Source organism: Roseibium sp. Sym1 (assembly GCF_027359675.1).
In the GTDB taxonomy this organism is placed as follows: domain Bacteria; phylum Pseudomonadota; class Alphaproteobacteria; order Rhizobiales; family Stappiaceae; genus Roseibium.
The window spans coordinates 1,672,525-1,693,576 of record NZ_CP114786.1 but is presented as its reverse complement, the minus strand read 5'-3'; the positions used below and the strand labels follow the sequence as shown (position 1 = coordinate 1,693,576).

20 protein-coding genes are annotated in these 21,052 nt (G+C 61.7%); 5 read left to right on the top strand and 15 right to left on the bottom strand.

Annotated features, from left to right (window positions below):
- Nucleotides 1-135 precede the first annotated feature (135 nt).
- The gene (locus O6760_RS07695; RefSeq protein ID WP_269584898.1) at nt 136-660 is read left to right on the top strand and encodes an antibiotic resistance protein VanZ; all 525 of its coding nucleotides are present in this window, start codon (nt 136-138) and stop codon (nt 658-660) included.
- On the opposite strand, the gene rimM is transcribed toward O6760_RS07695, so the two are convergent.
- The 9 genes from rimM to O6760_RS07650 all read right to left on the bottom strand — a co-directional run bounded on the left by rimM (nt 609) and on the right by O6760_RS07650 (nt 8,503).
- A complete protein-coding gene (gene rimM, locus O6760_RS07690; RefSeq protein ID WP_269584897.1) occupies nt 609-1,160 on the bottom strand; it encodes a ribosome maturation factor RimM in 552 nt (183 codons plus the stop codon). The genes O6760_RS07695 and rimM overlap by 52 nt on opposite strands.
- A gap of 47 nt (nt 1,161-1,207) precedes the next feature.
- The gene (gene rpsP / locus O6760_RS07685; protein ID WP_269584896.1) at nt 1,208-1,609 is read right to left on the bottom strand and encodes a 30S ribosomal protein S16; all 402 of its coding nucleotides are present in this window, start codon (nt 1,607-1,609) and stop codon (nt 1,208-1,210) included.
- 18 nt (nt 1,610-1,627) lie between these two features.
- Complete coding sequence (locus tag O6760_RS07680) at nt 1,628-1,951, bottom strand: chorismate mutase (protein WP_269584895.1); 324 nt, start codon at nt 1,949-1,951, stop codon at nt 1,628-1,630.
- Nucleotides 1,948-3,483 (bottom strand): signal recognition particle protein, encoded by a 1,536-nt coding sequence (ffh, locus tag O6760_RS07675; RefSeq protein WP_269584894.1) that lies wholly within the window; start codon nt 3,481-3,483, stop codon nt 1,948-1,950. The genes O6760_RS07680 and ffh overlap by 4 nt, the downstream gene beginning before the upstream one ends.
- 501 nt (nt 3,484-3,984) lie before the next feature.
- The gene (locus O6760_RS07670; RefSeq protein WP_269584893.1) at nt 3,985-4,599 is read right to left on the bottom strand and encodes an exopolysaccharide biosynthesis protein; all 615 of its coding nucleotides are present in this window, start codon (nt 4,597-4,599) and stop codon (nt 3,985-3,987) included.
- A gap of 134 nt (nt 4,600-4,733) precedes the next feature.
- Nucleotides 4,734-5,606 (bottom strand): isocitrate lyase/PEP mutase family protein, encoded by an 873-nt coding sequence (locus tag O6760_RS07665; protein WP_269584892.1) that lies wholly within the window; start codon nt 5,604-5,606, stop codon nt 4,734-4,736.
- Nucleotides 5,607-5,619: 13 nt separating this feature from the next.
- Complete coding sequence (locus O6760_RS07660) at nt 5,620-6,891, bottom strand: TRAP transporter large permease (RefSeq protein ID WP_269584891.1); 1,272 nt, start codon at nt 6,889-6,891, stop codon at nt 5,620-5,622.
- Nucleotides 6,888-7,397: a TRAP transporter small permease gene (locus O6760_RS07655; protein WP_269584890.1), complete on the bottom strand. Its 510-nt coding sequence runs from the start codon at nt 7,395-7,397 to the stop codon at nt 6,888-6,890. Before O6760_RS07655 ends, O6760_RS07660 begins: the two co-directional genes overlap by 4 nt.
- 113 nt (nt 7,398-7,510) lie before the next feature.
- Nucleotides 7,511-8,503, bottom strand: coding sequence for a TRAP transporter substrate-binding protein (locus tag O6760_RS07650; protein WP_269584889.1), 993 nt, complete (start codon nt 8,501-8,503; stop codon nt 7,511-7,513).
- 253 nt (nt 8,504-8,756) lie between these two features.
- On the opposite strand from O6760_RS07650, the gene O6760_RS07645 reads away from it, so the two are divergent.
- Nucleotides 8,757-10,196, top strand: coding sequence for a TrkH family potassium uptake protein (locus tag O6760_RS07645; RefSeq protein ID WP_269584888.1), 1,440 nt, complete (start codon nt 8,757-8,759; stop codon nt 10,194-10,196).
- A gap of 128 nt (nt 10,197-10,324) precedes the next feature.
- Here O6760_RS07645 and O6760_RS07640 read toward each other — a convergent pair whose 3' ends face one another.
- Nucleotides 10,325-10,555 (bottom strand): hypothetical protein, encoded by a 231-nt coding sequence (locus O6760_RS07640; RefSeq protein ID WP_269584887.1) that lies wholly within the window; start codon nt 10,553-10,555, stop codon nt 10,325-10,327.
- A gap of 371 nt (nt 10,556-10,926) precedes the next feature.
- Nucleotides 10,927-11,598, bottom strand: coding sequence for a YggS family pyridoxal phosphate-dependent enzyme (locus tag O6760_RS07635; protein ID WP_269584886.1), 672 nt, complete (start codon nt 11,596-11,598; stop codon nt 10,927-10,929).
- A gap of 318 nt (nt 11,599-11,916) precedes the next feature.
- On the opposite strand from O6760_RS07635, the gene leuS reads away from it, so the two are divergent.
- The 3 genes from leuS to holA are packed head-to-tail and all read left to right on the top strand — an operon-like array spanning nt 11,917 to nt 16,165.
- Nucleotides 11,917-14,538 (top strand): leucine--tRNA ligase, encoded by a 2,622-nt coding sequence (gene leuS, locus O6760_RS07630; RefSeq protein WP_269584885.1) that lies wholly within the window; start codon nt 11,917-11,919, stop codon nt 14,536-14,538.
- Nucleotides 14,525-15,100: an LPS assembly lipoprotein LptE gene (gene lptE, locus O6760_RS07625; protein ID WP_269584884.1), complete on the top strand. Its 576-nt coding sequence runs from the start codon at nt 14,525-14,527 to the stop codon at nt 15,098-15,100. The genes leuS and lptE overlap by 14 nt, the downstream gene beginning before the upstream one ends.
- A 24-nt stretch (nt 15,101-15,124) precedes the next feature.
- A complete protein-coding gene (holA, locus tag O6760_RS07620; RefSeq protein ID WP_269584883.1) occupies nt 15,125-16,165 on the top strand; it encodes a DNA polymerase III subunit delta in 1,041 nt (346 codons plus the stop codon).
- Nucleotides 16,166-16,419: 254 nt separating this feature from the next.
- On the opposite strand, the gene O6760_RS07615 is transcribed toward holA, so the two are convergent.
- The 4 genes from O6760_RS07615 to mnmG form a co-directional block, all read right to left on the bottom strand.
- A complete protein-coding gene (locus tag O6760_RS07615; RefSeq protein ID WP_269584882.1) occupies nt 16,420-17,325 on the bottom strand; it encodes a ParB/RepB/Spo0J family partition protein in 906 nt (301 codons plus the stop codon).
- A gap of 108 nt (nt 17,326-17,433) precedes the next feature.
- Entirely contained in the window at nt 17,434-18,258 is an 825-nt protein-coding gene (locus O6760_RS07610; RefSeq protein WP_269584881.1) for a ParA family protein, read from the bottom strand.
- Nucleotides 18,259-18,278: 20 nt separating this feature from the next.
- Entirely contained in the window at nt 18,279-18,935 is a 657-nt protein-coding gene (gene rsmG, locus O6760_RS07605) for a 16S rRNA (guanine(527)-N(7))-methyltransferase RsmG (RefSeq protein WP_442969863.1), read from the bottom strand.
- Complete coding sequence (gene mnmG, locus O6760_RS07600; protein WP_269586229.1) at nt 18,935-20,824, bottom strand: tRNA uridine-5-carboxymethylaminomethyl(34) synthesis enzyme MnmG; 1,890 nt, start codon at nt 20,822-20,824, stop codon at nt 18,935-18,937. The genes rsmG and mnmG overlap by 1 nt, the downstream gene beginning before the upstream one ends.
- Nucleotides 20,825-21,052 lie beyond the last annotated feature (228 nt).

Below are 21,052 nucleotides of genomic sequence, written 5' to 3'. Positions count from 1 at the left end.
TGACCTTTTGGTTAAAGGTCCGTTTACCCAGTTCGATGAATTCCTGTGATTTTCACAAGGTAATTTTCAAACGGAAAGCTCTGATTAAGGCTCCGTCCCTAGTGTGGCAAGAGCGTTTCAATCGGGTCTTTTATCGTGGCCAAGTTTCCAGTCTTTCGTCTGAACCTTCCCGGGTTCATCCAGACCTATGTCGATCGGCATTATCTCGACATTTCCCTGAGCCGCGTGTTGCCGCTGGCCGCGCTGATGACCTTTGGCGTGCTGGTTGGCCTGGTGTTCAACACCGGCGTCGGCCACCCCTATGACAAGGTCATCCATATCGGCTTCTTCGCGCTGCTGACCCTTTCGATCCACGCGCTGTTCTGCTGCCGGCTGCGCATCTCCGCTGTCGTCGCCTTCGGCATGGGGCTTGGCGGCGAAGTCGTCCAGGGCTTTCTGCCGCATCACGAGATGTCCCTGCAGGACGCGGTTGCCAACGGGATCGGCGTTGCCCTGATTGTCGCGCTGATCGCGCTGATCCGCTCCGAGACCCGCCAGGCGGTTCGTGAGGAAAGCCAGCAAGAAGATCTCGATCTGGGTCAGATGGGGCTTGAGCCCGTGCGCACGCGCTATTTGTCGGGCGCGTCTTCGGAAGGCTCCGGGGCTCCCTCAGAGAAATAGTCCTCCGGCAGGTCCGCCCGCACCAGTCCTTCGTCCAGGCTGATCTCGGGCACAAACTCCTTCGTGAACGGGATGTAGAAGGTTCGCCCGCGCTTTGGCCGGATCTCGAGTAGGTCCCCGGCACCGAAATCCTGCACCGCCACGATCTTGCCGAGCGTGTCGCCGCCCTGGTCGATGACGTCGAGACCGTTCAGGTCGGAATAGTAGAATTCGTCTTCGTCAGGTTCGGGCAACTGGTCACGGGAGACATAGAGCTCGGTCCCGTTCAGCTCCTCGGCCTGGTTGCGGTCGGTGATGCCCTTGAACCGGGTCACCACAACCGTCTTCTGCACCCGCGCCTTTTCCACTTCAAAGGACCGCTTGCCGTCCTTCGTGGTCAGGATGCCATAATCGGCAAAGGAGAGCGGATCGTCGCCGAACGGCTTGACCCGCACTTCCCCGCGAATGCCGTGGGCGGCACCGATCCTGGCCATGAGCACCTTCTGATCGTCTGACGACATGTCACAAGGTCTCCGTCACAGGTACCGGTGCGTCCAGGGTCATCTGCTTATTCGGCAGCAGCTTCTTCGGAAGCGGCTTCTTCCGCCGGCTCGGCAGCGGCTGCAGCAGCTTCTTCTTCAGCCTGACGCTTGGCTTCCACGCGTTCCTTCGCCTTGGCGCCCAGCTCGGCCTTCTTCGGGTTGTTGCGCGGCTCGCGCTTCAGCAGGCCGGCGGTGTCCAGGAAACGATGCACGCGGTCGGTCGGCTTTGCGCCGTTGTCGAGCCAGTACTGAATGCGCTCGACATTCAGCTGCACGCGGTTTTCGGAATCCTTCGGCAGCATCGGGTCGTAGGAACCGACCTTCTCGATGAAGCGGCCATCGCGCGGGGAGCGGATGTCAGCGACGACGATGCGGTAATACGGGCGTTTCTTGGAACCGCCGCGTGCCAGGCGAATTTTCGTAGCCATTCTATTTCTCCAGTTTTTTCAGTTGCCGGCTTCAGCGGCAATGGCTTCGTGGTGCCGGATTACTTCCCGAACGATGAAGTTCAGGAACTTTTCGGCAAAGTCAGGATCGAGATTGGCGTCGCAGGCAAGCTGACGCAGCCGTTCGATCTGAATCTTCTCCCGCGCCGGATCGGCCGGCGGCAGGTCGTTGGTGGCTTTCAGGACACCCACCTTCTGGGTGCACTTGAACCGTTCGGCGAGCATGTGAACCAGCGCCGCGTCGATGTTGTCGATCGAAGACCGCAGGGCCTTCAGCTCCTGAAGCGCGGCGCTGTCTCCCAACCGGGATTCCGCTTCGCTCATCGTTTCTTGCCCTTGCCCATGCCCGGGAGGCCGGGAAGTTTCGGACCGCCGAGGCCCGGAAGACCCGGCATTCCCGGAGGCAGGCCGGCGCCGCCAAGGCCACCGGGCAAGCCTTTCGGCAGCTCCATGCCGCCGGGCAACTGCCCGGACTTGGCCATTTCCTCGAGCTGCTTCGGATCGACATCCGGCATGCCGCCGCCCATGCCGCCCATCAGCTTGCCGAGCATGCCCTTGCCCTTGCCCATCTTCTTCATCATGTCCGCCATCTGGCGGTGCATCTTCAAAAGCTTGTTGACCTCGGCCACCTGCACGCCGGACCCGGCGGCGATGCGCTTCTTGCGGCTGGCTTTCAGAAGGTCGGGCTTCTTGCGCTCGGTCGGCGTCATCGACTGGATGATGGCAACCTGGCGCTTGAACATCTTGTCATCGATGTTGGACGCCTCGATCTGCTTCTTCATCTTGCCGACGCCCGGCAGCATGCCCATCATGCCGGACATGCCCCCCAGCTTTTCCATCTGCTTGAGCTGTTCGGCGAGATCGTCCAGGTCGAAATGACCCTTCTGCATCTTCTTCGCCATCTTCGCGGCCTGTTCCGCGTCGATGGCCTCGGCCGCCTTTTCCACCAGCGAGACGATGTCGCCCATGCCGAGAATGCGGTCGGCGATCCGCTTCGGATGGAAATCTTCCAGTGCGTCTGATTTTTCGCCGGTCCCGATCAGCTTGACCGGCTTGCCGGTGACCGCCTGCATCGACAATGCGGCACCACCGCGGCCGTCACCATCCATACGGGTGAGCGCGATGCCGGTGATGCCGACGCGTTCGTCGAAACTCTGCGCCAGGTTGACGGCGTCCTGACCGGTCAGGCTGTCGGCAACGAGCAGGATTTCATGCGGCTGGGCGGCGGCCTTGACATCGGCCATCTCCACCATCAGCGGCTCGTCGATATGGATACGGCCGGCGGTATCGAGCATGACCACGTCATAGCCGCCCAGCTTGGCGGCGGACATGGCCCGCTTGGCGATCTCGACCGGGCCCTGGCCCTCGATGATCGGCAGCGTGTCGACGTCGTTCTGCTCGCCGAGCACCTTGAGCTGCTCCTGCGCCGCCGGGCGGCGGGTGTCGAGCGAGGCCATCAGCACCTTGCGCTTGTCGCGCTGGGTCAGGCGGCGGGCGATCTTCGCCGTGGTCGTCGTCTTACCGGAGCCCTGCAGGCCGACCATCATGATCGCCACCGGTGCCGGGGCGTTCAGGTCGATCGGCTGGCCTTCCGTGCCGAGCATTTCCACCAGCTGGTCATGAACGATCTTCACGACCATCTGGCCCGGTGTCACCGATTTGACCACTTCCGCGCCAACCGCGCGGTTGCGGACCTTGTCGGTGAACGACCGCACGATCGGCAGCGCGACGTCAGCTTCGATCAGCGCGCGGCGGATTTCGCGCAGCGCCTCGTTGACGTCGTTTTCCGACAGCGCACCGCGGCCGGTGAGCTTGTCGAAAATACCGCTTAGTCGATCGGACAGGCTTTCAAACATCAGAAGTCCTTGAGCATTGAACGTTTCGGGAAATCTCCCGAACCATATGGGCGACCGCCGCTCAAATCCAACCGGAGCTGCTTCATGCAAAGCAGTTTGGCACCCGAGGGCGCATCGCGCTGTCGGGTGTTGACCTCCGGGCACTCTTTACACCTGTGCGGGTCCCGGTCGGCGGATTGAATTGTCGGTCACTCGTATGGAGTTGGCGGGGATATGCCTGAAAGAGGACCGAGAGTCAAGGAAGGTGGCGGATTTCCGTGAATTGCCGCCTCAACAGTCCTTGCGCTTCTTCAAGAGCTGTCACCCCGGACAAGCGCAGCGCAGATCCGGGGCCTACTCGCATCGCAGCTTGCGGAAGCTGTGGACCTTGTCTCAAGGAGGTAGTGCATAGTTCGGCTGCTCTGGAAATGAGTGGGCCCCGGATCTCCCTTCGGTCGTCCGGGGTGACACTGAACGCAAAGCAACTGTCGGCGCACTTTACGCGCTTTCCCCACACTTAGCTCAAACCATCAGCGCGTTCGTGCTGATCGCAATCGAGGTCAGGATGGCGGCGGTGAGCAGAACCGCTGCCAGACCCAGCAGAAGCCCCAGGATGACCACCAGCCCGTCGCGTTCGACGATGCCGACGCCGGCAATGAACAGCGCCGTTGCGGGAAACCAGCCGCTGAGCGGCACGGGCAGGAACAGCGTGAACGCGATCACGAAGAGCGCGAACCCGAGCGTACGTTCGTTTCTCGCAGCGAACAGACCCTCGTAGCGCTGGATCAGCATGCGCTCCAGCCGGCGGGTGACGGGACGCATGCGCGCCATCGTCCGCCTCAGCTTGGTGTGGTCGAGCTTCAGGCGCGCGAGCGGCCCAGGCAGTTTCACATGCGGGAAACCGAGCACCATCTGGAACGTGGTGACCAGCACGGGCAGACCGGTAATGAGAGAGGAGCCGGGCGGCAACGGCAGAAGCGTCAGCAGGGAAAACAGCACGATTGCCCAGCCGAACGAGGTCTCGCCCAGGGCAGACAGCAAGTTGCCGAGCGTCAGTGTGCCGTTCCGGTGCTGATCGCGAGATGTCCGCAGGATCGGCAGCGACAGCGAAGGTCTTCGGCGTCTCTCGCCCTGCATTCAAGTTTTCCGTTACAGATTCCAAGTGGCGCAGGGTCTAGCATTCCGGCCGCAATAAATCCAACGCCGAGTGGCGCCAAGCTGATCATGCCGCAGCTCGTCGGAGCGATCGGGGTCCGCGCGGATTCGCGCCGTCAGCTCCGCTTCGATGTTTCGTACTGTGCCGAAACCTCGTAATAGTCGTTGAAGCCGATCCGCTGCCTGAGTTCCTTGAAATCCATCAGGTCCGGTGTCCGGTCCTGATCGGACCTGAGCTGGTCCAGGGTCTTCACCATCGCCTTCATCGCGCTGGCCATCAGGGTCAGCGGATAAGCGGCGATGGCGTAGCCGATGTCCCGAAGCTCCTTGTGGGAGAGCTCCGGGGTTTCGCCGCCTTCGACGATGTTCGCCATTTTCGGCCCGGGCAGTTCCCGGCAGATCTCCTGCATCTCGGCCACCGTCTTGGGCGCCTCGACAAAGAGAATGTCCGCCCCGAGCTCCTTGTACCTTGCGGCCCGGTCGATAGCCTCGCCAAGCCCGTGCTCGTGACGCGCGTCGGTCCGCGCCAGGATGAGGATGTCCGCGCCCGCCTCCCGCGCGTCGACGGCCGCCCGGATCCGGTCGAAGGCTTCTTCCCGGCCGACCACCGCCTTGCCCGGCGTGTGGCCGCAGCGCTTCGGCGCCACCTGGTCCTCGATCATCACGGCAGCCGCCCCGGCCCGGGCCAGACCGGAGACGGTGCGCCGCACATTCATGGCATTGCCATAGCCGGTGTCACCGTCGGCAATCAGCGGGATGGTGAGGGATTCGGTGATGTTGCGCGCCTGGTCGAGCACTTCCGCATAGGACATCAGCCCGAGATCCGGCTGACCGATCCGCGACGCGGACGTGGCAAAACCGGACATGAAGGTCAGATCGAAGCCCCCCTGTTCGATCAGCTTGGCCGACAGGGCATCAAAGCAGCAGGGCATGACATGAAGCTTGTCCAGCGCCAGAAGGGCGCGCAGCGTTTCGGCCGGAGACGGCATGTTTCCAATAACCTCAGAGCTTGAAGGGAATATAGAGCGCCAGGTCGGTCCAGACATAAAGGATCACGACCGAGAGCAGCATGAGCAACAGGAACGGCAGCACACCCCGCGAGACATCCGTCAGACCCGCCTTGGCAACCGACTGGATGACATAGAGATTGAGCCCGACCGGCGGCGTGATCAGCGCGCATTCGACCATCACCACCATGTAGACACCGAACCAGACCGGGTCGATGCCCAGCGCCAGGGCCGCCGGCAGCAGAACGGGCGTCATGATCAGCACCATGGACAGCGCCTCGAACACCAGGCCCATCACCAGAAGCACGATCGAGACAACAACAATGAAGGTGAGCGGCGTGTCGATGGTCTGGCTGATGAAGACCGAGATGTCCTGCGGGATCCGGTAAAGCGTGATCGCCTTGCCGAACACCTTGGCGCCTGCGACGATCAAAAGGATCGCGACCGTGGTGACCATGCTGTCGAAGATCGCTTCCCGGAAGGCCTTGAAAGTCAGGCGCCGCATGGCCAGAGTGATCACCAGCGCTCCGGCAAGGCCCAGGGCCGCCGCTTCGGTCGGCGTTGCCGCGCCCGTATAGATCACGCCGATCACGTAACCGGCCAGCAACACGGCCGGCAAGGCACGAAGCGTCGCGAGACCCCGCTCGTTCCACCCGGTCGCGGGCTCAGGTTTGAAACCGCCGAACCAGCGCGCGTAGATCATCGAGAACACGATGAACATTGCCACCAGCAGCAGGCCCGGGCCGATCCCGGCCAGGAACAGATCGAGCACCGACTGTTCGGTGACGAAGGCATAGACGATCATCGGAATGGAGGGCGGAATGAGAATTCCAAGCGTGCCGCCTGCAGCCAGCAGGCCGTAAACGAATCGTTTCTGGTAACCCCTGCCGATCATTTCCGGGATGGCAACGGTGCCGATTGTCGCCGCTGTCGCCACCGAGGACCCGGAAATGGCGGCGAAGATGCCGCAGGACAGGATCGTCGCCACCGCCAGGCCGCCCGGCCAGTGGCCGACCCAGGCATGAACGGCCGCGAACAGGTCCCGTCCGACACCGCCCTTCAACAGGACGTTCGACATCAACAGGAACAACGGCACGGCCAGCAGGATGAACCCGTCCAGCGTCGACAGGATCGCCTGCGGTGCCATCAGCGGCGAGAATCCACCGAGCACCAGCATGGCAAGACCGAGACCGCCCAGCGCAAAGGCCACCGGGACGCGAATGAGCAACAGCGCGAACAGCGCCGCAAGGATCAGGATCACGGTCATGTGGCGGCACCATCGTGCGAACCGGCATCTCCAGGCTCGATGCCGCGCATCGCCTTGCCGATTTCGATCAGGGCCTGCAGGAAAAGGAGCGTGAATCCGACGGGAACCGCCAGTTCCGAGATCCAGATCGGCAGGTCCAGCATGGATCCGGTGGTCCGGCCCCGTTCGAAGGACTCATAGAAGATGCCCCCGCCCTTCCAGGCGACAACCGCGCTGAAGGCGGCGATGGCGGTCATGGCGAGTGCCTGGCACAGCCGGCGACCCGTCCGGTTCAGGCGCTCGGTCAGGACATCGACCGCGATATGGCGGTTGGCCGAGAGCAGCCAGGGCATCGCGATCAGGGTGCCCCAGATCAGGCAGAGCTGCGACAGCTCCGCAGCCCAGATGGTCGGGGCGACAAACAGGTAGCGCGCGGCCACTTCGTAGGAGAGCATGCCACCGGCCAGGAAAAACAGCAGCGCCGCAATCCAGGCCAGCGCCAAGAGGAGATGGGACAAGGCTTTCATGAAGTCACCCGGCGCCAGTTCACGCCGGTTCGGCAAACTGGAGAATGAAGAGGATCGGACGGGGAAACGGCCGGCTGAGAGCCGGCCGTTTCAATCGAATGGAAACGCGAAGCTCAGAGCTTCTTCGCGGCGTCCATGACGGACTTGCCGAGATCGCCGGTCTTTTCGACATAGGCGTCATAGACAGGCTGGCTGACGGCCTTCCAGGCGGCCATTTCCTCGGCCGTCGGCGTGTAGACGGTCATGCCGTTCTCTTCCGCCGCCGCATAGGCATTGGCCTCGATCTGCGACATGCGATCACGCACATCCGCTTCCGCCTTCAGCGCCGCCGCCTGGATGATCTCCTTGTGTGCATCCGGAAGACCGTTCCAGAAATCGGTGTTCACCACGACGATGAACTCGATATCGGCGTTGTTGGTGACGGTGATCGTGTCCATCACGTCCCAGAGCTTGCGCGATTTCACGCCCGAAACACCGGTCATGCCGATATCGACCGTGCCGCGCTGATAGGCGAGATACTGTTCGGAGCCGGAAATCAGCGTCGGCGCACCGCCGGCCGCCGTTACGAAATCGCCCAGGGTCTTGCCGAAGACACGGACCTTCTTGCCCTTCATGTCCTCAGGCGTTTTCACCGCCGCGTCGTTGGACAGCATGATCGCGCCGCCATAGGCCTGCCACCACAGGACCGTGGACCCGGTTTCCTTGATGGCCTCGTCCAGCGGTCCGCGCACGGGCGAACCCGGAGCAACCGCGGCCCTGACCTTTTCTTCCGTGTCGAACAGGAACGGCTGGTAGAAAATGTCGACAGCGGGCACATCGCCGACATAACGCGTCAGCGAGGCGACGCCCATCTCGATCGCACCGGATCCGACAGCCGCCGGGACTTCCTTGTCCTTGTAGAGCTGCGCGGAATCGTAGATCTCGACGGCGATGTCACCGTTTGAGTTTTTCTCCACTTCTTCCTTGAACAGCTGCAAATTCTGGCCGAGATGGCTCGTCAACGGCAATTGCAGCGAAATGCGGAGTGTCGTGTCCGCGGCCTGTGCCGAACCGGCCGCAAGACCGAGCGCCAGGGCAGCACCCATGGCCCAGGAAATTACTTTCATGATGTTCCTCCCAATGAACAGCGGCAGTCTGGCAAACGGCACAGGGAGGGTCAATATAGATCACAGCTAGGAAAGACTGACGTTTTCTCAACTATGATCGCGGCCCCCAATGATCTTGCCGCCGTTTCCTGCCCGCCCGGACGAAAGCGCCCGCCAGAATCCTTGCATTTTGCACTGCACAGGCAGATAAGAAGGGTCTTTTGAAACGCATGCCTGCTGGCTTTGTCTGCTGATCGGCCCGGATGAATCGTCAATGAATTATCGCACCATTGCGTTGCCGATCGGACGCCTGCTTATCCTGATTTCACTGATGATGATCCTGCCGGCGATTGCGGACGTCTTCGCCAGGAATCCCGACTGGCAGGTGTTTCTGATCTCCGCTGTTGTCCTGGCCACTGCCGGTGTCCTGACCACCATCGCCTTTCACGGCCAGCGGCCGCCGGGCAATTTCCGCGAGGCCATCATCTTCGTGAATGCCGCCTGGTTCGTGTTTTCCCTGGCCGGCGCCATTCCGCTTTACGCCAGCGAGCTCGGCATCAGCTTCACGGACGCCTTTTTCGAAACCGCGTCCGGCCTGACCACGACCGGCTCGACGATCCTCACGGGTCTCGATGACATGCCGCCAGGCATCCTGTTGTGGCGCGCCCTGCTGCAGTGGGTCGGCGGTATCGGCGTCATTGCCATAGGTATCTGGCTGTTGCCGGGCCTCAGGGTCGGCGGCAGCCAGCTCTTCGCCCTGGAAACCTCCGAAACCGCCAACAAGCCCTATGGCCATGTCGGTCCGTTCATTTTCCGGCTGCTCGCGCTCTATGCGGGCCTCAGCCTGGCCTGCATCACCCTTTACGTCCTGTGCGGGATGACGCTGTTCGAAGCCATCGTTCATGCCATGACCACGGTATCGACCGGCGGGTTTTCGACCTCCGACCAGTCCTTCGGCCAGTTCCAGGGCATTGCCGTCTACTGGGTGGCGATCCTGTTCATGATCGCCTCCAGCGTGCCGTTTCTCTACCTCATTCGCGGCATCGAGCGCCGACGCGCGGCCTACGACGTCCAGATCGCCCTGCTTCTGACCATCGTCCTGGTGGCGGCCTTCGGTGTCTTCTATTTCGAACGTTACATCGTCCATGACACCCCGTTCCACATGTTCACCCTGGCCGTGTTCAACGTGGTGTCGGTCCTTTCGACCACGGGTTATGCGGCCAACGACTATCTTCAGTTCGGACCCGCCGTCATCGCGATCTTCTTCGTGCTGACCTTCTTTGGCGGCTGTGCAGGGTCCACCTCCGGCGGCTTCAAGATGTTCCGCGTTGCCATTCTGGTCAGCCATTTCCGCGGCCTTCTGAAGCGCATGGTCCGCCCCCACAGGGTCGTCGACACGAAGTACCAGGGCCGGTCCGTCTCCAACGCGGTCCTGGAAGGTGTCTTCGTCTTTGCCGTTGTCTATGCCGGTGCCTTCGCGGCCTTTTCGCTGGTCTACATGGCCCTCGGACTGGATCTTCAGACCGCCCTGAGCGCGTCGATCACGGCACTTGCCAATGTCGGTCCCGGCGTCGGCGACACGATCGGTCCCTCCGGCACCTTCCAGTCCCTGCCGGAAATCGCCAAGTGGTTCCTGGCTTTTGAGATGATCCTGGGCCGGCTGGAAATTCTCGGCGGCATTCTCCTGCTGACGCCGGATTTCTGGTGCGACTGACGAGCCACCTCCCCAAACGGAGAAAACCACCGCCGGCGTGACCTCCGGCGGTGGTTCTCTTGCGTCCGTTCACATCAGGCGACCTGGAGGTTGAACCAACCTGTTGGGGGGATCGCCCGATGCCGCAATTACGGTTGAACGGTCGCGAACTCTTCCGGATCCAGGAGGCTGTCCTGGTTGGCATCGGCTGCATTGAAAAGGTCTTCCGACATGGTCGGCACGGCGGCTGTGATTTCCTCGAAGCTCACGAAGCCGTCCTGGTCGCTGTCGACCGCCTGAAAGGACATGCCCTGGGCGAGCGCCGCGGAAGACACGGTGAATGCACCGATGAGAAGAGCAGCCGTAAGACGTTTGGACATGATATGACCTCCAACTGTTTGGGTCGTTTCGGGCCGTCCCCACTGTGCCGCCTCTTGGCGGCGGACGGTCCCGCTGTTCCGTCTGTCCGCCGGGCCCCTGCGACCCGCCGAACCGGAACGGGGCAAACTGTGCTGAGCGATCGCGACCGTCAAAGGGCCGCTCTTTGGAACCTTCGGGGCAATGTTGTGTCGGAGTATTACGATCAGCCACAGGCCAGTCGGAATATTGTCACTTTTGATGATTTCGGGCGAAACTGCGGCTGGTGAATATCTTCGTTTTCTCGATAAGATATTGAAAATAAAGTTCTTTATAGTTTACCCAAAAACAACCGGTGTATTACACCAGGGTCCTGTCTGCCACTGGATCGCGGTCACGCGTAATCGCGCGAGCCAAAAATCGCCGAACCGACCCGGACATGGGTGGCGCCGAAACCGACGGCGACGGAGTAGTCCGCGGACATGCCCATGGAGAGCTGCGCGAGACCGTTGCGCCTGGCGATCTTTTCCAGCAGCGCGAAATGTTCTCCGGGTGCTTCCTCCACCGGCGGAATGCACATCAGGCCGACAATGTTCAGCCCGACCTCGTCCCGGCAATACCGGACAAAATCGTCGACGTCCCTTGGAGCAATACCGGCCTTTTGCGGTTCTTCGCCGGTGTTGACCTGGATGAAACAGGGCAGATGCCGGTCCTGTTTGTCCATCTCGGCTTTCAACGCCTTGGCGATCTTCGGCCGGTCCACTGTGTGAACGACATCAAACGTGGCCACCGCTTCCTTGGCCTTGTTCGACTGGAGCGGTCCGATCAGATGAAGTTCGATATCGGCAAATTCCTCGCGCAGGCCCGGCCACTTGTGCATCGCTTCCTGCACCCGGTTTTCACCGAAAACCCGCTGACCCGCGCCCAGAACGGGCCGGATGTCATCCGCTTCAAAGGTCTTTGAAACCGCGATCAGGGTAACGGATCCCGGATCCCGGCCATGGTCGCGTTCCGCATCGCGGATGTCCGCTTTCACGGTCTCAAGACGGTCTGTGGCGGCGTTCATGGTGTTTCCTCGGGACTTCCGTGATCGGACAGGGGCCTTTCTCTTATGCCCGGCGGGCAAGTAATCTCAAGTGCAAGTTCCGTCACGGGTGACCGCATCCCCCGACATCTCAAGCCCTCCGCCCTGGCGCCAGCACCGGAAATCCGGCTAGATCCGGCCCCGATACTTTACGAATGCGGCATTGCGACATAAACAGGCACCTGCAAGATCATTCGCTTCTCGCATGTTGACCGCGGACACGATTTCTGGTGACAGTCCGGCAGTCAATCATTTCAGCAAATCCGCCGGGTCCGGCGGCAAGAACAAACGGCACACTGGATGGCAACGGAACGGTACAATGCGCGCGAAGTGGAAGCGCGCTGGCAGAAGATCTGGAACGACAAGGACGTCTTCGTCACCCACAACGACGATCCCCGGGACAAATACTATGTCCTGGAAATGTTCCCCTACCCGTCCGGCCGCATCCACATGGGCCATGTGCGCAATTACGCCATGGGCGACGTGGTTGCCCGCTTCAAGCGTGCCAAGGGTTTCAACGTCCTTCACCCGATGGGCTGGGACGCCTTCGGCATGCCGGCGGAAAACGCGGCCATGCAGAACAAGGTCCATCCCAAGGACTGGACCTACGAAAACATCGCCACCATGCGCGACCAGCTCAAGATCATGGGGCTGTCCCTCGACTGGAGCCGGGAATTCGCCACCTGCGATGTCGGCTATTACACCCAGCAGCAGCGCCTGTTCCTGAAATTCCTGGAAGCGGGCCTGGTCTACCGCAAGAACGCCAAGGTCAACTGGGACCCGGTCGACATGACGGTGCTTGCGAACGAGCAGGTGATCGACGGCCGCGGCTGGCGCTCCGGCGCGCTGGTGGAACAGCGTGAACTGACCCAGTGGTTCTTCAAGATCTCCGACTATTCGGAAGACCTGCTGGAAGCGATCGACACGCTCGACCGCTGGCCGGACAAGGTCCGGCTGATGCAGAAGAACTGGATCGGCCGGTCAGAGGGCCTGCGCGTGCGTTTCGAGTTCACCGAGGCGGCACCGACCGGCGACAAGACGCTCGAAATCTTCACCACCCGTCCGGACACCTTGTTCGGCGCGTCCTTCATGGGCCTGTCGCCGGACCACCCGATCTCGGTGAAACTGGCGGAGAACAACCCGGAGCTGAAAGCCTTCATCGAAGAATGCCGCAGGGTCGGAACTTCTGAAGAAGCTATTGAAAAAGCAGAGAAAAAGGGCATCGACACCGGCCTGCGCGTCAGGCATCCTCTGGACGCCTCGCTGGAGTTGCCGGTCTATGTCGCCAACTTCATCCTGATGGACTACGGCACCGGCGCGATCTTCGCCTGCCCGGCCCATGACCAGCGCGACCTCGATTTCGCCCGCAAATACGGCCTCGACGTAAAGCCGGTCGTGCTGCCGAAGGACGCCGACGCCGCCACCTTCTATGTCGGCGACGAAGCCTTCACGGACGACGGCACCATCTTCAATTCCGATTTCCTGGACGGGCTCTCCATCCCGGACGCCAAGGAAGCCATCGCGCAGAAGCTGGAATCGATCGCGGTGGACGGTGCGCCGCAGGGCGAACGCCAGGTGAACTACCGCCTGCGCGACTGGGGCATTTCGCGCCAGCGCTACTGGGGCTGCCCGATCCCGGTCATTCACTGCGACGATTGCGGCATGGTGCCGGAGAAGGACGAGAACCTGCCGGTGCAGCTGCCGGACGACATCAATTTCGACAAGCCGGGCAATCCGCTCGATCGTCACCCGACCTGGCGCGACACGACCTGCCCGAGCTGCGGCAAGCCGGCACGGCGCGAGACCGATACCATGGACACGTTTGTCGACAGCTCCTGGTATTTCGCCCGTTTCACCGCTCCGGACTGTGACCAGCCGACCGACCCTGACGCCGCAAACGGCTGGCTGCCGGTCGACCAGTATATCGGCGGCATCGAGCACGCGATCCTGCACCTGCTCTATTCCCGCTTCTTCACCCGGGCCATGCAGAAGGTCGGCGCGCTCGACCTGAAGGAACCGTTCAAGGGCCTGTTCACGCAAGGCATGGTCACGCACGAAACCTACCGTGCCGGTGAAGGCGCCAACGGCCGCTGGGTCGCCCCGGCAGACATTCGGATCGAAGATGTTGACGGCAAACGACGCGCAGTGCTCGTGGAAACGGGCGAGGACGTCACCATCGGCTCGATTGAAAAGATGTCTAAGTCGAAGAAGAACACCGTTGATCCGACCGACATCATCGATACTTACGGTGCCGACACTGCCCGCTGGTTCATGCTGTCCGACAGCCCGCCCGAGCGCGACGTGATCTGGACCGAGGACGGTGTCCAGGGCGCCTGGCGCTTCGTCCAGCGTGTCTGGCGTCTGATCGGCGACATCGCCGAGAAGATCGAACCGCGCAGCGGCCGCGCACCGGAAGTTGACGGCAAGGCGCTCGACCTGCGCCGTGCCTGCCACAAGACCCTGCACGCGGTCACCGGCGATCTGGAAAACCTCGGCTTCAACCGCGCCGTCGCCCGGCTCTACGAACTGGTCAACACGATCAGCAAGACCTTCAATGACGGTGCGGACGATTCCGGCACCGAGTTCGCGGTCCGCGAGGCTGCCGATTACCTGGTGCAGATGATGGCGCCGATGATGCCGCACCTGGCAGAGGAATGCTGGTCGGCCCTGGGTCACGACAACCTGATTTCGGAGGTCAACTGGCCGGAACCGGAAGATGCTCTGCTGGTCGACGACAGCGTCACCTACCCGGTCCAGATCAATGGCAAGAAACGCGCCGAACTCTCCATTGCAAAAGAGGCTTCCAAAGAGGAGGTCGAAGCGGCTACCTTGGCACTCGAAGCCGTCAGGAAGGCACTTGAGGGCAAGCCGCCGAAAAAGATCATCGTGGTACCGCAAAGGATCGTGAATGTCGTTGTTTGACAACATCTTCCAGACCGGCGGCGCAATGCGCCGCGCCGCCCTTTGCGTCGCATTTGCTGCAGCAACGGTCTTGAGCGGATGCCAGGTCCGGCCGCTCTACGGCACCGGTACCGGAGATTTCGGCACGGTCCAGTCACCAGTGGCGGCGGAACTTGCGGCGATCGACCTTGATTCGATCAGCAACCAATACGCCAACGATGACGCAGCTCGGGTGCTTTACAACGAACTCACCTACCGCTTCGAACGCGGCGCGGGAGCACCTCCGAAAAAGTATCGCCTGAAGGTTCTGGTGGATGTCGGCAGTTCGGAAGTCGGCGTCGAGCGTTTCGCCGACGTGCCCTCCGCCTATACGACCACGATGAATTCGACCTTCGTACTCAGCGACCTTGCCACCGATGAGACGCTGATGACGGGACGCGCCTTCAAATCCGCTTCCTATGACTTCTCCAGCCAGCGCTTTGCCAACAAGCGTGCCTACCGCGACGCCCAGGAGCGGGTCGCCAAGGCGGTCGCCGACGACATTGCCGCACGGATTGCCGGCTTCTTTGCCAGCCAGTCCTGACATCCGCCGGGGAGCTGATCGGCCGTGACCGTTCTCAAAGCCGCCGAGATTGACCGGTACATTGCCAATCCCCCGGAGGCAGGCGGCGTCGTTCTCGTGTTCGGCCCCGACACCGGACTTGTCGCCGAACGAGCTACCCGTCTGGTCACCAAGGCGTCCGAGGGCGACAGCGACCCGTTCAATCTCATCAAGATCGATGCATCCGACATCAGCTCGGATCCGAATCGATTGATCGACGAGGTCCTGACCGTGCCCCTGTTCGGCGGCCGCAGGATCGTCTGGGTCAAGGACGCCAGCGGCAAGAACCTCAATCCGGCCGTGGAACCCGTGCTGAAGCTCGACGACTGGCAGACGCTCGTTGTCCTGGAAGCCGGCGACATCAAGAAGGGGGCCGGCCTGCGGAAACTGGTCGAGACCCACAAACGGGCGGTCGCACTGCCCTGTTACGCCGACAATGACCGCGGTATCGACCAGCTGATCGACGAGGAAACCCGCGAAGCCGGCCTGTCGATCACCCGCGAGGCACGCGCGGCGCTTCACAGCCTCCTCGGCGGCGACCGCATGGCCAGCCGCGGCGAACTGAAAAAGCTGTGCCTCTATGCGCTGAACAAGGGCCGGATCGAGACCGATGACATCGAAGCCATTATCGGTGACGCCTCTGCCTTCGAGATGTCCGAACTGATCGACGCGGCCGCCGGCGGCGACCTTGCCATGCTCGATCACGGCCTCGAACGCCTGGCTGACGCCGGTTCCAAGGCCTCGGTGATCGCCAACCAGACCCTGAAGCATTTCCAGCACCTGCACCGGATGCGAATCGATATCGACGCAGGAAAGCCGGCGCAGTCCGTCATCGACGGCCAACGGCCACCGATCTTCTTTTCGCGCAAGCCGAGATTTTCCCAGCAATTGCGGATCTGGTCGCTGAAGGACCTGGAACGGGCCATGGGCATCCTGAGCGAAGCCACACGCGTCTCGCGTCTCAACGACGCGCTCGGCGTCCCCGTGCTGTCCGAAGCCTTGCTGACCGTAGGGCGCGCAGCCAGGGCCCGCAGCCAACGGCGGTAGCAGGCCTACTGAACGTATTTCTCTTTTGTTTTCAATTCACTAACTACACCCACCACCGTCATCCCGAGGAGCGCTTTTGCGTCCGTTTCGAAGGATCAACGGCATACTCCTGAAGAAGCAGCCCATCCTTCGAGACGGACCTTACGGTCCTCCTCAGGACAACGGTGGTAGGATGCAGCGGCGTCAGGCAGGCCAACAAAAAACCGGAGACCGCATGACGGCTCCGGCTTCTAAAAACCAGCAATATCAGAAACTTACCGCGTCTCGACACCCAGCTTCTTGCACAGCTCGTCGAGCTGTTCCAGCGAGGTGTACTTGATCTTCAGGTCGCCTGATTCCTTGCCCGGCTTGTGACCGACGGTCACCTTCAGACCCAGCGAATCGGTCAGACGTTTTTCCAGCGACTTGGTATCGGCGTCTTTTTCCGGTTTGGCAGAGGGCGCCTTGTCTCCCTTGAGCTTGGCCAGCGCATCCGGATCCTGGGAGATCTTTTCCGCGTCGCGGACCGTCAGGCCCTTCTCGACAATCAGTTCGGCCAGCGCGGCCGGATCGTCGACGGTGATCAGCGCCCGGGCATGACCCGCTGTCAGCAGCCCCTCCGCCAGGTAGTCCTTCACGGAATTGGGCAGTTTCAGGAGCCGCATGGTGTTGGCGACATGGCTGCGGCTCTTGCCGATCACCTTGGCAAGTTCGCCCTGGCTGTAGCTGAATTCCGCCGTCAGCTGCTCGTAGCCCATCGCTTCTTCGATCGGATTGAGATCTGCGCGCTGCACGTTTTCGATGATGGCAAGCTCAAGCGCTTCCTGATCGGTAACGTCGCGGATGATGATGGGTGCTTCATGCAGTCCGGCCCTCTGCGCGGCCCGCCAGCGACGCTCGCCCGCAATGATCTCGAACCTGTCGGCCTTGCCCGCGGCCGGACGCACCAGGATCGGCTGGACGATGCCTTTGGCCTTCAAGGATTCTGCGAGATCCGCAAGATCCTTTTCGGTAAACGTCTTGCGCGGGTTGCGCGGGTTCGGTTCGAGGTGCTCGATCGGGACCTTGCGGCTGTCCCTGACGATCTTTTCAGGCGGCGCGGATGCTTCCGGGGCGGAATCCCCGATCAGGGCCGCAAGACCCCGGCCCAAACGTTTGTTCTTGACGTCTTTCTCCGCCATACCGCACCTTTTTCTTCTTATATTCCAATACCTTAATCCGCGACGACGGATCTTTTCAACCGCCGCGGACCGGAATTGTCAATTCGGACCCGAATCCAATGACCGCCGTCAGGCGGCAACCTTGCGCAGTTCGCGCTCACGCTGGATGATCTCGGACGCCAGGCGCAGATAGGCCTGGCTGCCCGCACATTTGAGATCATAAAGCAGGGCCGGCTTGCCGTAGGATGGCGCTTCCGAAATGCGAACATTGCGCGGAATGATGGTGTCATAGACCGCGTCGCCCATGGTCTCGCGCACGTCGGCGACCACCTGGCTGGAAAGATTGTTGCGGCTGTCATACATGGTCAGAACGATGCCATGAATGCTGAGCTCGGCATTGAGCGCGTTCTTGACCTGTTCGACAGTGCTGAGCAGCTGGCTGAGACCTTCCAGCGCAAAGAACTCGCATTGCAACGGCACAAGAATGGAATGGGATGCCGACAGCGCGTTGATGGTCAGGAGATTCAGCGATGGCGGGCAATCGACCAGCACATAGGTAAAGCCGATCTCCTGGAACAGGCGCGAACGGGTCAGCCCCTCGATGGCATTGCGCAGCCGGAAGGCCCGGTCACCGGTCGAGGCAATTTCAAGCTCAAGACCGAGAAGGTCCATGGTCGACGGCGCCACCCAAAGGCGTTGCACGGCGGTCTCGCGCACGGCTTCCGCCAGAGAACAGTCGCCGCTCAGGATTTCATAGGTCGACAGTTCCCTGTCCCGGTGTTCGATGCCGAGACCGGTCGAGGCATTGCCCTGGGGATCGAGATCGATCACCAGGACTTTTTCACCGATGGCTGCCAGCGCCGTGCCGAGATTGATGGCGGTCGTGGTCTTTCCCACCCCACCCTTCTGGTTCGCCAGCGCAAGGACACGCGGCTTGTCTGGAAGCATGCTCATTGCAACAATACCTTCCTGGGCTACTCCGGCCGGGCTGAAATATTGGAGAAGAGAAGCATCCGGCTCATTGGATCAATAAGGCTTTCTTTTTCTACCATGTCGAAGTGCCAACGGGCAGAGGCTTCGTTAACTTCTCTCTGAAAATCCTGACCTTTGTGGAAAACAGCTTTGGCCCCTTGCGCCGTGAACGGCTCGGCGAGCTGCAAAAGCAGATCCAGCGAGGCCAGCGCACGCGCAGACACCGCGTCCACCGGGCCATGTGTCCATGTTTTCGCAACCGATTCGATCCGGCCCGGATGCACGGTCCCTTTCGAGCCGGTTTCCCTGAGGGCCGTTCGCAAGAACGCCGCCTTGCGCTGATTGCTTTCGATCATGTGCACATGGGCGTCCGGTTCGTCCGCCAGCAGAATGGCGGTGACCACGCCGGGGAAACCGCCGCCACTGCCGATATCCACCCAGGTCCGGGCCTCTGGATAACTCCACTGGGTCTGCAGGCTGTCGGCCACATGCCGGGTCCAGATATCGGGAATGGTCGACGGCGCAATGAGGTTTTGCGCGGGTTGCCACTTCAAAACCAGGTCGACATAGACCTGCAGGCGCTCCAACGTTTCACGTGAAACATCCCCAAACTTATACACAGCCTGTCCAGAACTGTTCAACACCGGCTGACGGCCCATCAGGCGGCGCCCCGCTGGTCCTGGCGTTTCAGATGCGACAGGATCAATGTCAGCGCTGCCGGGGTCATGCCGTCCATGCGCGAGGCCTGGCCCAGGGTCGCCGGCCTTATATCCGACAGCTTCTGCTTGACCTCGTTGGAGAGCCCCGTAATCGCTTCGTAGTCGAAACCATCGGGGATTTTCAAGGCTTCGTCCCGCTTGAGGGCTTCGATATCGGCCGTCTGACGGTCCAGGTAAACGGCATAAAGCGCATCGGTCGCCACCTGCTCGGCAATTGCCGGATCGATCTCGCCGAGTTCCGGCCACACGCCCGTCAGTCCCTCATAGGTGACATTCGGGTAGGACAACAGGTCAAACGCGGAACGGCGGACACCGTCCTGGTTCACGGGAAGCCCCTTCTTCCGGGCCTCCGACGGCGTCACGGTCAGGCGCTTCAGCAGGTCGCGCGCCTGGGCAATCTTCGCCATCTTCGTCTCGAAGGCCGAGCGCCGGCTTTCCGAAACAAACCCGGCTTCAATCCCCAGCGGTGTCAGGCGCTGGTCGGCATTGTCCGCCCGGAGCGACAGCCGGTATTCGGCACGGGATGTGAACATGCGATAGGGCTCGGTGATGCCGCGGGTGATCAGGTCGTCGATCATCACGCCAATATATCCCTGGGACCTGTCCACGACGAACGGCGCCTTGCCCGCCACCTGAAAGGCAGCGTTAAGGCCTGCCACGAGACCCTGTGCGCCCGCCTCTTCATAGCCCGTCGTGCCGTTGATCTGACCGGCCAGGTAGAGCCCCGCGCAGCGCCTGGCTTCCAGGGTCGGCCTGAGCTCGCGCGGATCGACATGGTCATATTCAATGGCATAGCCAGGCTGGATCACCTCGACATCCTCAAGACCCGGAATGGTCCTGAGGAACGCCAGCTGCGCATCTTCCGGCAACGAGGTGGAAATGCCGTTCGGATAGACCGTGTGGTCATCCAGCCCTTCCGGCTCCAGGAATATCTGATGACCGTCCCGATCGCCGAAACGAACGATCTTGTCCTCGATCGACGGACAATAGCGCGGCCCCCGCCCCTTGATCTCGCCTGAATACATCGCCGAGCGCGACAGGTTCTCCCGGATGATCTCGTGGGTTTCCGGCGTCGTCCTCGTGATGTGGCAGGGGATCTGCGGTGTTTCGATCCTGTCGGTCAGCGTGGAAAACGGGATCGGATCGTCGTCGCCCGGCTGTTCCTCCAACCGGTCCCAGTGAATGGTGCGGCCATCGAGGCGCGCCGGCGTGCCGGTCTTCAGGCGACCGAGGTCAAATCCGATTTCCTCGAGCGACTCCGACAGGCCGAGAGCCGGTGCTTCCCCGGAACGGCCCGCAGGAATTTTCCTGTCGCCGATATGGATCAAGCCGCGCAGGAAGGTGCCACTGGTCAGGACCACCGCCTTGCAGTGAATGACCCGGCCATCGGCCAGCTCCAGGCCGGCAACGGCGCGTGCGTCACCGTCTCCGTCAAAGCGGATTTTGAAAGCTTCGCCCTCGACGACAGTCAGGTCGTCAGTCGCCGCGATCTCCCGCTGCATGGCTTCCCGATAGAGCTTGCGGTCGGCCTGGGCCCGCGGTCCGCGAACCGCCGGGCCCTTGCGCCGGTTGAGCATGCGAAACTGGATACCGCCCTGATCCGCCACCCGGCCCATCAAACCATCCAGCGCATCGATTTCACGAACAAGATGCCCCTTCCCCAGACCGCCGATGGCCGGGTTGCAGGACATCACTCCGATCGTGTCGAAGCGGTGGGTCACCAGGGCGGTCCCGGCGCCGGCGCGTGCCGCAGCACTTGCCGCCTCGCAGCCGGCATGGCCACCGCCGATCACCACAACGTCGAATGTCATTTCCTGGTCGTTCATAATCTCTACCGCTCACAGGGCTCCGGCTGTCACCTCGGGCCCGGCTTTGTCCGGATCGGTTTTTCTAAGGGTCGGTGTCCGGCGCAATCGCCAGACTATCACAGGCCGATTTGACCGGCACATCATCGGCGAGACTTATACGTCCCCGGCGCCTTCGGGTCAAAGTGGAAATCCGGCGCGCATATCAGACCCCCGCCGTATGACCGGCATCATGCTCGACGACCGCGAACC

What these genes read in the sequence shown, in the direction of transcription:
- rimM (WP_269584897.1), bottom strand. Translation starts at nt 1,160, where the DNA reads ATGTCGTCAGACGATCAGAAGGTGCTCATGGCCAGGATCGGTGCCGCC.
- rpsP (WP_269584896.1), bottom strand. Translation starts at nt 1,609, where the DNA reads ATGGCTACGAAAATTCGCCTGGCACGCGGCGGTTCCAAGAAACGCCCG.
- O6760_RS07680 (WP_269584895.1), bottom strand. Translation starts at nt 1,951, where the DNA reads ATGAGCGAAGCGGAATCCCGGTTGGGAGACAGCGCCGCGCTTCAGGAG.
- ffh (WP_269584894.1), bottom strand. Translation starts at nt 3,483, where the DNA reads ATGTTTGAAAGCCTGTCCGATCGACTAAGCGGTATTTTCGACAAGCTC.
- O6760_RS07670 (WP_269584893.1), bottom strand. Translation starts at nt 4,599, where the DNA reads ATGCAGGGCGAGAGACGCCGAAGACCTTCGCTGTCGCTGCCGATCCTG.
- O6760_RS07665 (WP_269584892.1), bottom strand. Translation starts at nt 5,606, where the DNA reads ATGCCGTCTCCGGCCGAAACGCTGCGCGCCCTTCTGGCGCTGGACAAG.
- O6760_RS07660 (WP_269584891.1), bottom strand. Translation starts at nt 6,891, where the DNA reads ATGACCGTGATCCTGATCCTTGCGGCGCTGTTCGCGCTGTTGCTCATT.
- O6760_RS07655 (WP_269584890.1), bottom strand. Translation starts at nt 7,397, where the DNA reads ATGAAAGCCTTGTCCCATCTCCTCTTGGCGCTGGCCTGGATTGCGGCG.
- O6760_RS07650 (WP_269584889.1), bottom strand. Translation starts at nt 8,503, where the DNA reads ATGAAAGTAATTTCCTGGGCCATGGGTGCTGCCCTGGCGCTCGGTCTT.
- O6760_RS07645 (WP_269584888.1), top strand. Translation starts at nt 8,757, where the DNA reads ATGAATTATCGCACCATTGCGTTGCCGATCGGACGCCTGCTTATCCTG.
- O6760_RS07640 (WP_269584887.1), bottom strand. Translation starts at nt 10,555, where the DNA reads ATGTCCAAACGTCTTACGGCTGCTCTTCTCATCGGTGCATTCACCGTG.
- O6760_RS07635 (WP_269584886.1), bottom strand. Translation starts at nt 11,598, where the DNA reads ATGAACGCCGCCACAGACCGTCTTGAGACCGTGAAAGCGGACATCCGC.
- leuS (WP_269584885.1), top strand. Translation starts at nt 11,917, where the DNA reads ATGGCAACGGAACGGTACAATGCGCGCGAAGTGGAAGCGCGCTGGCAG.
- lptE (WP_269584884.1), top strand. Translation starts at nt 14,525, where the DNA reads ATGTCGTTGTTTGACAACATCTTCCAGACCGGCGGCGCAATGCGCCGC.
- O6760_RS07615 (WP_269584882.1), bottom strand. Translation starts at nt 17,325, where the DNA reads ATGGCGGAGAAAGACGTCAAGAACAAACGTTTGGGCCGGGGTCTTGCG.
- O6760_RS07610 (WP_269584881.1), bottom strand. Translation starts at nt 18,258, where the DNA reads ATGAGCATGCTTCCAGACAAGCCGCGTGTCCTTGCGCTGGCGAACCAG.
- rsmG (WP_442969863.1), bottom strand. Translation starts at nt 18,935, where the DNA reads ATGGGCCGTCAGCCGGTGTTGAACAGTTCTGGACAGGCTGTGTATAAG.